Origin of the sequence: Micromonospora sp. CA-248089, assembly GCF_050948515.1 — a bacterium.
In the GTDB taxonomy this organism is placed as follows: Bacteria; Actinomycetota; Actinomycetes; order Mycobacteriales; family Micromonosporaceae; genus Micromonospora.
In genome coordinates, this window is sequence record NZ_CP192016.1 from 3,066,395 (window position 1) to 3,078,599 (window position 12,205).

Annotated in this window: 16 protein-coding genes; 6 read left to right on the plus strand and 10 right to left on the minus strand. The window is 74.0% G+C overall.

Features of this window, described 5'->3' with window-relative positions:
• Positions 1 to 66 precede the first annotated feature (66 nt).
• Positions 67 to 957 carry an MHYT domain-containing protein gene (locus ACQP26_RS14590; protein WP_433495962.1) on the plus strand — a complete coding sequence of 297 codons (891 nt, stop codon included), beginning with the start codon at positions 67 to 69 and terminating at the stop codon, positions 955 to 957.
• 8 nt (positions 958 to 965) lie between these two features.
• On the opposite strand, the gene ACQP26_RS14595 is transcribed toward ACQP26_RS14590, so the two are convergent.
• Positions 966 to 1,889: a 5'-3' exonuclease gene (locus ACQP26_RS14595; protein ID WP_433495963.1), complete on the minus strand. Its 924-nt coding sequence runs from the start codon at positions 1,887 to 1,889 to the stop codon at positions 966 to 968.
• Positions 1,890 to 1,988: 99 nt separating this feature from the next.
• Between ACQP26_RS14595 and ACQP26_RS14600 the strand changes: the two genes are divergently transcribed.
• The 4 genes from ACQP26_RS14600 (at position 1,989) to ACQP26_RS14615 (ending at position 5,598) form a co-directional block, all read left to right on the plus strand.
• On the plus strand, positions 1,989 to 3,074 hold the full coding sequence (locus ACQP26_RS14600; RefSeq protein WP_433495964.1) for a DUF4037 domain-containing protein: 1,086 nt from the start codon (positions 1,989 to 1,991) through the stop codon (positions 3,072 to 3,074).
• 128 nt (positions 3,075 to 3,202) lie between these two features.
• Positions 3,203 to 4,573 (plus strand): extracellular catalytic domain type 1 short-chain-length polyhydroxyalkanoate depolymerase, encoded by a 1,371-nt coding sequence (locus tag ACQP26_RS14605; RefSeq protein ID WP_433495965.1) that lies wholly within the window; start codon positions 3,203 to 3,205, stop codon positions 4,571 to 4,573.
• A 123-nt stretch (positions 4,574 to 4,696) separates the two neighbouring features.
• Entirely contained in the window at positions 4,697 to 4,819 is a 123-nt protein-coding gene (locus tag ACQP26_RS14610; protein WP_043324353.1) for a ribosomal protein bL36, read from the plus strand.
• 5 nt (positions 4,820 to 4,824) lie between these two features.
• Complete coding sequence (locus ACQP26_RS14615) at positions 4,825 to 5,598, plus strand: SDR family oxidoreductase (RefSeq protein WP_433495966.1); 774 nt, start codon at positions 4,825 to 4,827, stop codon at positions 5,596 to 5,598.
• On the opposite strand, the gene ACQP26_RS14620 is transcribed toward ACQP26_RS14615, so the two are convergent.
• From ACQP26_RS14620 to ACQP26_RS14635, 4 genes are all read right to left on the minus strand, one after another.
• Positions 5,558 to 6,319, minus strand: a complete 762-nt coding sequence (locus ACQP26_RS14620; RefSeq protein ID WP_433495967.1) for a glycosyltransferase family 2 protein — start codon at positions 6,317 to 6,319, stop codon at positions 5,558 to 5,560. The two genes, ACQP26_RS14615 and ACQP26_RS14620, sit on opposite strands and share 41 nt — an antisense overlap.
• Positions 6,320 to 6,402: 83 nt before the next feature.
• Complete coding sequence (locus ACQP26_RS14625) at positions 6,403 to 7,041, minus strand: YdcF family protein (RefSeq protein ID WP_269706418.1); 639 nt, start codon at positions 7,039 to 7,041, stop codon at positions 6,403 to 6,405.
• A 21-nt stretch (positions 7,042 to 7,062) separates the two neighbouring features.
• Positions 7,063 to 7,332, minus strand: a complete 270-nt coding sequence (locus ACQP26_RS14630) for a DUF4873 domain-containing protein (RefSeq protein ID WP_269706417.1) — start codon at positions 7,330 to 7,332, stop codon at positions 7,063 to 7,065.
• Entirely contained in the window at positions 7,329 to 8,045 is a 717-nt protein-coding gene (locus tag ACQP26_RS14635) for a TetR family transcriptional regulator (RefSeq protein ID WP_433495968.1), read from the minus strand. The genes ACQP26_RS14630 and ACQP26_RS14635 overlap by 4 nt, the downstream gene beginning before the upstream one ends.
• Before the next feature lie 48 nt (positions 8,046 to 8,093).
• Here ACQP26_RS14635 and ACQP26_RS14640 point away from each other — a divergent pair, with 48 nt between their 5' ends.
• A complete protein-coding gene (locus tag ACQP26_RS14640; protein ID WP_269706415.1) occupies positions 8,094 to 8,984 on the plus strand; it encodes an AurF N-oxygenase family protein in 891 nt (296 codons plus the stop codon).
• Between the two features lie 44 nt (positions 8,985 to 9,028).
• Here ACQP26_RS14640 and ACQP26_RS14645 read toward each other — a convergent pair whose 3' ends face one another.
• From ACQP26_RS14645 to ACQP26_RS14665, 5 genes are all read right to left on the minus strand, one after another.
• Positions 9,029 to 10,480, minus strand: coding sequence for a cellulase family glycosylhydrolase (locus ACQP26_RS14645; protein ID WP_269707093.1), 1,452 nt, complete (start codon positions 10,478 to 10,480; stop codon positions 9,029 to 9,031).
• Positions 10,481 to 10,618: 138 nt separating this feature from the next.
• Positions 10,619 to 10,909, minus strand: a complete 291-nt coding sequence (locus tag ACQP26_RS14650; RefSeq protein WP_433495969.1) for a BON domain-containing protein — start codon at positions 10,907 to 10,909, stop codon at positions 10,619 to 10,621.
• Positions 10,903 to 11,469, minus strand: coding sequence for an STAS domain-containing protein (locus ACQP26_RS14655; protein WP_281577983.1), 567 nt, complete (start codon positions 11,467 to 11,469; stop codon positions 10,903 to 10,905). The genes ACQP26_RS14650 and ACQP26_RS14655 overlap by 7 nt, the downstream gene beginning before the upstream one ends.
• On the minus strand, positions 11,466 to 11,780 hold the full coding sequence (locus ACQP26_RS14660) for a hypothetical protein (protein WP_269706413.1): 315 nt from the start codon (positions 11,778 to 11,780) through the stop codon (positions 11,466 to 11,468). The genes ACQP26_RS14655 and ACQP26_RS14660 overlap by 4 nt, the downstream gene beginning before the upstream one ends.
• 9 nt (positions 11,781 to 11,789) lie before the next feature.
• Positions 11,790 to 12,155: an STAS domain-containing protein gene (locus ACQP26_RS14665; RefSeq protein WP_269706412.1), complete on the minus strand. Its 366-nt coding sequence runs from the start codon at positions 12,153 to 12,155 to the stop codon at positions 11,790 to 11,792.
• Between the last annotated feature and the right edge of the window lie 50 nt (positions 12,156 to 12,205).

Genomic DNA, 12,205 nt, shown 5'->3' on the forward strand with positions numbered 1-12,205 from the left:
GCCTGCCCGATCATTGCCCCCGGGCGTGCCGTGCTTCGCGCTCGGCCGAGGTGAGGGAAGGGCGTCGTGGGCGAGATCAATCACTTCGAGTACGGGTGGATCACACCCGCGCTCAGCTACGCGTTGTCGGTGCTCGGCTCGGCGCTCGGGCTGGTCTGCGCCGGGCGGATCCGGACCGCCACCAGCGGCGGGCAGCGTGCCTGGTGGGGCCTGCTCGCGGCGTGGGCGCTGGGCGGCACCGCCATCTGGGCCATGCACTTCATGGCGATGCTCGGGTTCGCCGTCGGCGGCACCCGTATCCGGTACGACGTGCCGCTGACGGCCGCCAGCACGGTGATCGCGGTGGTGTCGGTCGGCATCGGGCTGTGGATCGTGGGCACCGGCCGGCTCGCCGCGCCCCGGCTGCTGGCCGGCGGGTTCTTCACCGGCGCCGGGGTGGCCGCCATGCACTACACCGGCATGGCCGCGATGCGCCTGGACGGCTCGTTCGGCTACGACCCGCTGCGGGTGACGCTCTCAGTGGTCATCGCGATCGTGGCCGCCACCGTGGCGCTCTGGCTGGCGATGACCGTCCGGCGGGTGCTCGCCATCGCCGCGTCCGCGCTGGTCATGGGCATCGCGGTGAACGGCATGCACTTCACCGGCATGAGCGCGCTGTCGGTGCACCTGCACGAGAGCCGCGGGCCGGCCTCCGGCACCGAGGTGAGCGGACTGCTGGTGCCGATCGTGCTCGCCGTGGTCTTCGGCGTGGTCGGGCTCGTCTACGCGCTGCTCGCCGCGCCGTCGGACGACGACCGCGCCGGGGCCGCGTACATCAGTTCGCGGCTCGACGACGGACCGTCCACGGCTGCCCCCGCCGAGCCGGCGCCGGACCCGGTCGGCCTGCGGGCCCGCTCGACGCTGGCGCAGCCCGGCGCCCAGTTCCCGTCCCGCCGGAGCACCGACCGCCGACCGTGATCAACTGATCACGATCGGTCGCCCGCGAGGGCGTCGACCAGACGGCGGCACGAGCCGGCCAGGTTCCAGCGCTGCGCCAGCTCCAGCAGCCGGTCCGGATTTCTCGGCGCCGCCGGCAGTGTCGGGTCCAGCTCGGGCAGCGGCACGTCGGTGGCGACCCGGACCACCTTCGGCGCCACCGCCAGGTAGTCGCGGGCGGCGTCGAGCTTGGCCCGCAGCCCCGGCGCGAAGCCGGAGCGCGGGTCGTCGAGCGCGGCCAGGATGCCGTCGAGGCCGCCGTAGCGGTCGATCAGCCGGGCGGCGGTCTTCTCGCCGACCCCGGTGACGCCGGGCAGGCCGTCGCTGGGGTCGCCGCGCAGCGCCGCGAAGTCGGCGTACCGGTCGGCGGGCACGCCGTAACGGGTGCGGACCGCCGCGTCGTCGCAGTCGTCCAGCTTGGCCACGCCCCGGCCGACGTAGAGCAGGCGCACCGGGTGCGCGTCGTCGACGAGCTGAAACAGGTCGCGGTCGCCGGAGACCACCTCGACCGGGCCCGGCTGGGTCACCGAGAGCGTGCCGAGCACGTCGTCGGCCTCGTAGCCGGTGGCGCCCACGGCGGGGATGCCGAGCGCATCCAGCACCTCGAGGATCATCGGCACCTGCGGGGACAACGTGTCCGGCACGACCTCGCCGCCCTCGGGCGCGACCCGGTGCGCCTTGTACGACGGCAGCAGCTCGACCCGCCACGCCGGCCGCCAGTCGTGGTCGAGCGCGCAGATCATGCGGTCGGGCCGGCGGGTGCGCACGAGCTGGGCGAGCATGTCGAGGAAGCCGCGTACGGCGTTCACCGGCTGGCCGTTGTCGGTCTTCGCGGCCGACTCGGGGATGCCGAAGTAAGCGCGGAAGTAGAGGCTGGGGGAGTCGATCAGGAGGATCGGCTGTCGGTGTGCCACGGCGACAAGCCTTCCACAGCCCTGTGACGAGATGGGGGAGGCGACCGCCGGGCCGGAAACCCGGGCGCGCGCGGGGCGCGGCATGAGCAGACTGGCGGGGTGAGCTTCGTACCCGGCCTGACCCTGGCCCGCCGGTTCCACGACGAGGTGGTGGGTCCGCTGCTGGCGCGGCGGCTGCCCGGCCTGCCGTACTCCGCCGGTCTGCTCGACGGCGGCTCCGAGCTGCTCGGCCTCGACACGCCCCGCTCCACCGACCACGACTGGGGTCCGCGTACCCAGGTCTTCGTGGGCGGAGCGCACGACGTGGCGCCGGTACGGGCGGTGCTGGACGCGGAGTTGCCGGCGCGGTTCCTCGGCTGGCCGACCCGGTACGCCGGCGGGCCGGAGGCGCGGCTCGGCACGGTGCACGCCGACGGCGACCGGCACGGCGTGACGGTGGACGAACTCGGCGGCTGGCTGCGCGACCGGCTCGGCACCGATCCGCGCGCCGGGATGTCGGTGGCGGACTGGCTGGCGACGCCGACGCAGCGCCTGGCCGAGCTGACCGGGGGAGCGGTGTTCCACGACGGGCTCGACGGCGCGCTCACCGGTGTCCGCGCCCGGCTCGCGTGGTATCCGGACGACGTGTGGCGGCACGTGCTGGCCTCCGGGTGGCAGCGGGTCGCCCAGGCCGAGCACCTGGCCGGCCGCTGCGCCGAGGTCGGCGACGACCTGGGCAGCCGGGTCGTGGTCGCCGGGCTGGCCCGGGACCTGATGCGCCTCGGCCTGCTGCTGCACCGGCGCTGGCCCCCGTACGCGAAATGGCTCGGCACGGTGTTCGCGACGCTGCCGGACGCGGCGCCGGTGGCAGACGGGCTCGGCGCCGCGCTCGGCCCGGGTGACTGGGCGGCCCGGCAGCCCGGCCTGGTCCGGGCGCTGGAGACGGTGGCCGGCTGGACGAACGACGCCGCGCTGGCGCCGCCGGTGGACCCGGCGGCGCGGCCGTTCCACGACCGGCCGTTCCTCGTGCTGCACGCCTGCCGGTTCGTCGAGGCGCTGCGGGCCGCGATCAGCGACCCGGAGTTGCGCGAGCGTCCGCCGGTGGGCGCGGTGGACCAGTACGTGGACAGCGTGGACGTGCTCACCCACCCCGACCGCGCCCGCCGGGTGACCGCGGCGGTTGTCGGCCCGCCGGGCGGGGCCTAGACTCCGATTCGAGTCGCATCGATCCGCGACTGTCTATCTCGTCTCCGAGGGTCCGGGCCGCCCGTCGCAGGCGCCTCGCCGGCGAGAACGCCGCGTCGCGCGGCGTTCCCACCACCGAGGAGAACAGCATGCTGTCCAGAAAGAGCAGACTCCGGCTGCTCGGCGCGGCGCTGGCCGCTGCCGGGCTCGCCGTGGCGGCGGCGCTCGCCGTCCCCGGTCCGGCCTCGGCCGCCGCGCTGACCGAGGTGACGAACTTCGGCACCAACCCGAGCAACCTGCGCATGTACCTGTACGTCCCGGACACCGTGGCGGCCCGTCCCGGGCTGCTCGTGGTGAACCACTACTGCACCGGCAGCGGCCCGGCCATGTACTCGGGCACCCAGTTCGCGGCGCTCGCCGACCGGTACGGCTACATCGTGGTCTACCCGTCGGTGACGCGCAGCAGCAAGTGCTTCGACGTGTCCTCGCCCCAGGCGCTGCGTCGGGACGGCGGCAGCGACCCGGTGGGCGTCAAGTCGATGGTGGACTACGTGCGGCAGCGCTACCCGGTCGACTCGCAGCGGATCTTCACCACCGGCACCTCGTCCGGGGCGATGATGACGAACGTGCTGCTCGGCGTCTACCCGGACGTGTTCCGCGCCGGTGCCGCCTTCGCCGGTGTGCCGTTCGGCTGCTTCGCCACCACGAACGGCTCGGAGTGGAACAGCGAGTGCGCCAACGGCCAGGTGCTGAAGACCCCGCAGCAGTGGGGTGACCTGGTGCGCAACGCCTACCCCGGCTACACCGGTCCGCGCCCGCGGATGCAGATCTGGCACGGCACCAACGACGAGACGCTGCGCTACCCGAACTTCGGCGAACAGATCGACCAGTGGACGAACGTCAACGGGTTGAGCCAGACGCCCGACTACACGGACAGTCCGCAGCCCGGCTACACCCGTACCCGCTACGGCGGCACCGGCGGCACCGCGACCGTCGAGGCGATCAGCATGCAGGGCGTCACGCACAACCTGCCGGTGGACGCGGCGCAGGTCATCCGCTTCTTCGGCCTGGACTTCAGTTCGCCGCCGCCCACCACGGCCGTCCCCACCACGCCTGCGCCGACGACGCCTGCGCCGACGACACCTCCGCCCACCACTCCGCCTCCGCCCACCACGACGCCGCCGACCACGCCGCCGGCGTCGGGCGCCTGCCGGGTCGGGTACGTGGTGAACGCCTGGAACAACGGCCTGACCACCGCGGTGACGATCACCAACACGTCCACCACGGCGATCAATGGCTGGAACCTCGCGTTCACGCTGCCGGGCGGCCAGACGATCACCGGCGGCTGGAACGCCACGTACAGCCCGTCCAGCGGCGCGGTGACCGCCCGCAACGTGTCCTACAACGCGTCGATCCCGCCGGGCGGCTCGGTGGACATCGGCTTCCAGGCCACCCACACCGGCAACACCGGCCGGCCCGCCTCGTTCACGCTGAACGGGAGCACCTGCACGACCGCCTGATCCGCCCGTACGACGAGGTGGTGGCGTCCCGCCACGGCGACGCCACCACCCCGCCCGGGCATGAGCGCCGCGCCGGCGGGTACCCGTGCCGGACGGACACCGGCGGGAACCGAAGGAGCGGATATGAAGGTCCGAAGCTCCCTGCGCGCGCTCAAGCGCAAGGCCGACTCGATCGTGGTCCGGCGCCGGGGCAAGCTGTTCGTCCTCAACAAGTCCGACCGGCGGCAGAAGGCCCGGCAGGGCTGAGCTCGATGGCCGACATCCTGATCACCGGGGCCGGCAGCGGGCTCGGCCGGGGCACCGCGCTCGGGCTGGCCCGCGACGGCCACCACGTGATCGCCGCCGCGCAGGTCTGGCCCCAGGTCCGCGAACTGCGCGCCGAGGCGCAGCGGGCCGGCGTCACCCTGGACGCGATCAAGCTGGACGTCACCGACCCGGCCGACCGGGCCGCCGCGGCCCGGCACCGGGTGGACATCCTGGTGCTCAACGCCGGCGTGCAGGAGGCCGGCGCGGTGGTGGAGATCCCGATGGAGCGGGTCCGCCGGTCGTTCGAGGTGAACGTGTTCGGCCACCTGCACCTGGCGCAGGACCTGGTGCCGCCGATGCTGGCCCGGGGCGCGGGAAAGGTGGTCTGGGTGTCCTCGGCGGTGGGCGTACGGACCCGTCCCTTCATCGGCGTCTACGCCGCCACCAAACACGCGATCGAGGCGCTGGCCTGGGCCATGAAGGGCGAGCTGGAACCGCGCGGGGTACGCGTCGCGGTGATCAGCCCGGGCCCGTACCGGACCGGGTACAACGACACCGGCGTGGAGACCATGTCCCAGTGGTGGGACGAGTCCGGAGCCCTGCTGCCCCGTCCCGACTTCGGCGACTACCTCGGCCACCAGCGCGATCCGCAGGAGATGATCGACGAGATGGTCCGGGTGGTCCCGGCCGGGGAGCACCCGTACCGCACCACGTATCCGCCGTCGCTGCGCGAGCAGCTCAGGCAGTTCGAGACGCAGGTGTGGGACGCGACGTCGTGACGGCGGCGGCCGGGGGGCCGTCCACCTCGGAGCGGCCGGTCACACGCGCGAGCGCGGAGGCGGCGAGCGGCCGGTAGATCCGTACCGAGTCGGCGAGCGCGGAGAAGTGCGACCCCGAGTTGTCGCCGTGGTAGCGGGTGGCGATCTCCACCTGTTCGACCGGCAGCCCGGCGCGCACCACCCGCAGCAGCACGTTCATCTCGTACTCGAAGCGGTCACCGGGGATCGTGGTGAGCCAGCCGAGCAGGGCGGCCGGGTGGGCGCGCAGCCCGGTCTGGGTGTCCCGCACGTCCCGGCCGGTCGCCAGCCGGAACGCCACCCGGGTCGCCGCGTTGCCGAACCGGCTGCGCGCCGGGACCTCGCCGTCGAACTCGCGTACGCCCAGCGTCGTCGCGCCGGTGGCGCGCGTCCGCTCGGCCACCGCGCACACGTCGGGCACGCCGTGCTGGCCGTCGGCGTCCACACAGACCACGTCACGCCCGGGGAGGTGCGTCGAGGCGTACCGGAAGCCGGTGCGCAGCACCACGCCCTTGCCCCGGTTGACCCGGCGGCGCAGCACCGTCGCGCCCTGGTCGCGGGCCGCGCGCAGCACCCCGTCGGCGGCCGGGCCGCTGCCGTCGTCGACGACGAGCACCCCGGCGCCGGGCAGCGCCGCCCGCAGGTCGCCGACCAGCGGCGGCAGCCGGTCACCGGGCCGGTACACCGGCACGAGCACGATCACGGAACCTCCCGGGTGGACTCGCCCGCCGGCACGGCCCGCCGGGTCGATCGAGGACGCTCGTACCCCCGGCGCGCGGTGGTGAATCACCGCCGGGGCGTGAGGCGTCCGATCCGGTCGGCGGCGCGGGTCAGCGCCCGCTCGCGGCGCAGCGACGCCTCCGGGGTACGCACACCGAGGAGGCCGATCCGACTCAGTGCCCGGGCGGCCCGCTCCCGCCGGACGGGCACCGGGTCGGGGGCGGTCACCGGCACGTCGGTCAGCGCCGGGCCGGACAGGCCGAGCACGCGTGCGGCCAGCATCCGGACGCGGGGCAGGTGCCACGGGTGGGAGACCAGCCCGAGCGGGTGCCGCGCGGTGAACTCCGCCGCGCCCAGCAGCCCGTCCTGGACGGTGTGCGCCAGGTTCTGCAGCGTGGTGCGGGAGCGGGTCTCGGCCGCCGACCGGGCGTACGCGTCGAGGCCGGCCTCGCGCGCCAGCGCCCGCATCAGCTCCGCCTCCCGGTATCCCGCGGGCGGGCCGGGCGCGCCGGCCCGGCTGTGCGGCCAGCCGCCGGTGAACACGACGCGGGCGTCCGGCGCGCGGCGGAACGCCTCGGCGTGCGCGCGGACGTAGGCCACCGCGGCCTCGGTGCGCGCGACGCTCTCCGCGGTGAGCCGGTAGCCGTCGTCGCCGGCCACCACCCCGCGGCCGAAGACCAGCAGCACGGTGGCGGGAGGCGTCATCCCTTCACGGTACGGCCCGGATCACTCGTCGTCCGGCGGCCAGGGTGGCGTGCCGACGCCGGTGATGCGGACACCGCCCCACGGGTCCACCTCGGCCAGCCGGGCCCTGGTGACCCGCTCGCCGATCCGGACCTCCACGTCCCGGCGGCCGGAGCGCAGCAGCCGCACCAGGCGCGGCTCCGGCTCGACCCGCCCGGCCCAGTGGTAGCGGCCGTCGACCGGCTCGAACCGGCCGCCGCCGTGCAGCCGGACCGTCGTACCGGCGACCTGGGCCGTGCCCTCCCAGGTCACTTGTCGATCCGTTCGTGCGCGCGGGTCAGCTCCGGTGGCAGGTCCGCGCCCCGGCGGACCCCCTCGATGCCGCTCCACAGCAGCGTGGTCAGGTATTCGGTGAGCGCGGCCCGGTGGATCGGCTGCCCGTGCGTGGTCCACCAGTCGCCGACCGCCTGGACGAACCCGACCAGCCCGTACGCCCACGGCTCGGCCGGACCGGCGTCGAGTCCGAGCGCGCGCAGCCGGTCGCCGATGACCCGGGCCAGCCCGGTCGCCACCTGCCGGCTGGTGCCGGTGACCACCTGCTGGATGCCGGGATGCCCGGACTCGTGCACGAGGAACCGGTAGAGCGACGGCTCGTACTCGACCACGCTCAGGTACGCGTCGATCGTCGCCTCGACCAGTGCCCGCTCCTCGCGTACCTGCTCCACGGCGGGCGCGATGGCGGCCACCACGCGCGCCGCGACCATCTCGCTGACCGCCAGCCAGAGCTGTGCCTTGTCGGCGAAGTAGCGGTAGAGCACCGGCTTGCTGACCCCGGCGGTGGCGGCGACCTGGTCCATGTCGACGCTCGGGCCGTGCCGCAGCAGCGCCTGGACGGCGGCGGCGATCAGTTCCTGCCGCCGCTGCTCGCGGTGGTCGGCCCAGCGGTCGCGCCGCCCGCCGGAGCGGGGTGCGGCCGGCTCCCCGGGGGAGTCGGGGCCATTGACATCGGTGGTGGTGCGTCGCATGCTACCACTCGTAACAGTTACTCGAAGTTACGTCAATATGGAGGGGTCATGGCCGGATTCCCGCGCGAGGCGGTCGCCGACCGCCTGCTCTCCGCCTCGGTGCGCACCAGCTACGACCCGATGGTCGACATCGACTGGTCGGCGCCACCGGTGCCCGGCGCGTACTGGCTGCCGCCGTCGCGCAGCAGCCTCTACGGCACTCCACTGTGGGACGGGCTGACCGAGGAGCAGCGGGTCGAGCTGACCAAGCACGAGGTCGCCAGCGCGGCCAGCGCCGGGATCTGGTTCGAGACGATCCTCATGCAGATGCTGATCCGGCAGTACTACGACGCGGACCCGACCAGCCGGCACGCCCAGTACGCGCTCACCGAGGTCGCCGACGAGTGCCGGCACTCCATCATGTTCGGGCGGCTCATCGAGGCCGCGGGCGCCCCGGTCTACCGCGCCGAGCCGTTCGACCACCTGCTCGGGCGCTGGCTCAAGTCCACCGCGACCGGCCCGCAGATGTACGCGGCCATCCTGATCGCCGAGGAGATCCTCGACTCGTTCCAGCGCGAGATCATGGCCGACGAGTCGTTGCAGCCCCTGATCCGGATGGTGTCGCGCATCCACGTGGTGGAGGAGGCGCGGCACGTGCGCTTCGCCCGCGACGAGCTGACCCGGCAGGTCGAGGCCGCCGGACCGGTGGCGCTCGCGTACGCGCGGCTGGTGATCGGCCGGGCCGCGTACTCGATCACGCGGCGCCTGGTGCACCCGCGGGCGTACGCGGCGGTGGGCATCGACCCGGCGGCCGGCCGCGCCGCGGCGCGCGCGAATCCGCACTGGCGGGCCACGCTGCGCTGGTCCGCGCAGCGGATCGCCGACCACCTGACCGACCTGGGTCTCGTCGCCGGTCCGGGCCGGGCGCTGTGGCGCCGGGCCGGCCTGGTGGAGGGCTGACCGGCGGCGACCCGAAGGGGAAAGGATCGCCGCCGGCCGCCCGGTCAGGAGGTGGGGAAGTTGTCGGCGGTGCGGATCCGGTCGCGCATGTACGCGCCGGACTCGGTGAGCACCGACGTGCCGCTGAACGAGCCGGACGCGCAGGTGCCCGGCCGGAGCGCCGCCGAGCCCTCGGGAGCGTCGGAGAACGTCCAGTTGGCGTAGCTGATCTTCAGCCGGTCGAGCAGGTCGAGCCAGGCGTTGCTGCTGGCGGTGTCGACGGCGCCGTCACCGGTGTAGGTGACGGTGCCGAACTCGGTGACGAACAGCGGGAGCCGGCTCGCCGCGCGCTGCACCTCGTTGCGGTAGTTGTCCTGGTGCGACGCGGCGTAGAAGTGGAACGTGTACATGATGTTCTGTGCCCGCACCGGGTTGTTCACGATCTCGTCGGAGTTGCTGCCGTCGGAGACGCCCAGCGAGGACCAGCCGCGGGTGCCGACGATGATCACCGCGTCCGGGTCGTTGGCCCGGATCACCGGGATGACCTGCTCGGCGTAGGTGCGGATGGTCGACCAGCTGACCCCGTTGGGCTCGTTGGTGATCTCGTAGATCACGTTCTTCTTCGCGGCGTTGCGCGCCGACACGTTGGCGAAGAACGTCTTGGCCCGGTCCAGGTTGTACATCGGGTCGCCGGGGGTGAGCGTGTGGAAGTCGATCAGGGCGTACATGCCCCGGGCCTCGGCCTTGTCCACGAGCGTGTTCACCTGGGCGGTGAATCCGGCCGGGTTGGTCTCGTAGCCCTGCTCCTGCACGTACATCGACACGCGAAGCAGGTCGGAGCGCCACTCGTTCGCCAGCACGTCCAGTGAGGCGTCGGTGTAGCAGTTGGCGAACCACTGCAACCCGTGCGTGCTCATGCCGCGCAGCTGGATCGGCCGTCCGTACTGGTTGCAGAGGTTGACGCCGCACACCTGGAGCTGGCCGTTGATGGCGACCGGTGTGGTGCCGGTCGGCGGCGGGGTGGTGGGGGGCGGGGTGGTCGGCGGGGGAGTGGTCGGTGGCGGCGTGGTCGCGGGCGGCGGGGTGCTCGTGCCGCCGGTGCAGGCCGTGCCGTTGAGCGTGAACGACGTGGGGTTCGGGTTCGCGCCGGTCCACGAGCCGTTGAAGCCGACGGTCGTGCTCGCGCCGGTGCCGAGCGCGCCGTTGTAGTCCAGGCTGCGCGCGGTGACCGCCGAGCCGCTCTGCTGCCAGGTGGCCGACCAGCCCTGCACGACGCGCTGGCCACCGTCGGGGAAGGTGAAGCCGAGCGTCCAGTTGCTCACCGGGTCACCGAGGTTGCGCACCACCACGCTCGCGGTGAAGCCGCCGGGCCAGGAGTTGGTGGTGTAGGTGACGGCGCAGCCGGTCGCCGCCATCGCGTTCGGCGACGGCAGGACGGCCGCCGCCGCGAGGGCGAGCGCGCCGACCGCGCCGCCGACGAGCAGGTGCCGCCGGGACGGGCGGGGAATCGAGAACATGCGGGAAGGTCCCATCGCTTGATGGTGATCGGACGGTGCCCGTCGTGAACCTGCCCGGTGAGCCCGACGCGGCGGCCTGGGGGAGCGCTCCCACGGCCGAGCGTAGAGGTGGACGCCGATGCGTGCAACAGTCGCGGCTCAGCGGCCGCCGCGCCGCCCGCCGTAGAGCCGCAGCGCGTTGCACACGTCGAACACGCCCGGTACGTCCCAGGCCAGCTCGGCGGCGACCAGGCGCGTCTGCGGGTCGGCCACCAGGCCGGCCAGGATGACCACCCGGTTCTGCACGGTCACGGTGATCTGCTGCCGCCGGGTGGTCCAGTCGGCGCTGAGCCGCTGCGCGACAAGCGACGCGAGCCGGGTGTCGGCGTCGTCGGGCTCCGGCCCGCCGCCGGTGAAGGGGAACTCGGGGTACGGCCAGGGCATCACCACGGGGAGGGCTCCTTCTGTTCGGTCAGGACCGGTCGCCGGGACGCGGGCCCCGGCGCCGGGGCGCGGCCGTCGACGACGGTGAAGACGCCGTCGAGCCGCATGGTGTGCAGCACGGTGAGCACGAACCGCGACGGCGACACCAGGCCCAGCCGCCGGCCGTCGCGCCGGGCGTCCTGGTGCGCGCGCACCAGCAGGCTGAGCCCGGCGGAGTCGATCACCTCGAGCCCGGACAGGTCGACCAGCTCCATCCCGTCGCGCAGGGAGCGCTCGGCGAGGGCCCGGCGTACCGCCGCGGACGGGTCCACGTCGTGCGCCGCCGGGGTGCCCGCCACCTGTTCCAGGTCGTCCAGGCCCAGGCCGTCGTCGGCGATGGCCGCCCGGGTGCTGCAGCGGGGGCAGTGGTGCGGGCCGGACGCGAACGGGGAACCGACCCAGTCGTGCTCGAACACCAGCGTCCACACCACCTCGGCGTCGGGAAGCGTGGCGCCGGTACCGGTGACGCTGTCGCCGCAGCCGTCGCAGATGAGCATCATCAGGTGCTCCGCTGGTACGACAGTCACACCTCCTCCTTCCGCCGGCCGCCCGGCGCGGGCGGCGTCTGACCCTCCGCCTCCGGCCGGCCCGCGGCGACCACCGCCAGCACGACCGCCACGGCGGCGAAACCGGACTGCACCACCAGCGGCAGCACCGGCGATCCGTCGGTGCGCCGGTCCACCAGCCCGACCACGATCGCGCCCAGCAGCGCGGCCGCCACACCGAGTGCGAGTGTCAGCCAGACCGGGACAGCCTTGCGCCCCGGCAGGACGAGCCGTCCCAGGCCGCCGACTGCCAGGCCCACCACGAGCGCTCCGACGAGCGTGCTGCCGGTCACCACTCCTCCTCAGCGTGATTCGGACGCGACCCGGGCCCGGCCGCGCGCGGCCGGACGGGGCGTGTCGACGACGGGTACGGCGCCCAGCCCGGAGGTCTCCAGGATCCGCCGGATGCGCGGGTGCGGATTGCTCAGCGTGAGCACGCCGCCCTGCCGCGCGAGCCGGCGGTGCACGTCCAGCAGCAGCGCGACGGCGGCGGCGTCCACATGCCGGCACGCGGCGAGGTCGATCGTCAGCTCGCGGGGCCGCAGCGCGAGGATGCGGTCCAGCACGTGGGCGACCTCGGGCAGCCCGGCGAGGTCCAGCTCGTCGGTGATGTCCACGCGCACGTGCGGCACGGCGGACTCCGGCGGGGACGGCAGGGTTGCGGGCATCGGGTCGCTTCCGTGGTGGGACGAGGTCAGACCCCACTCTGCGCAGGGAT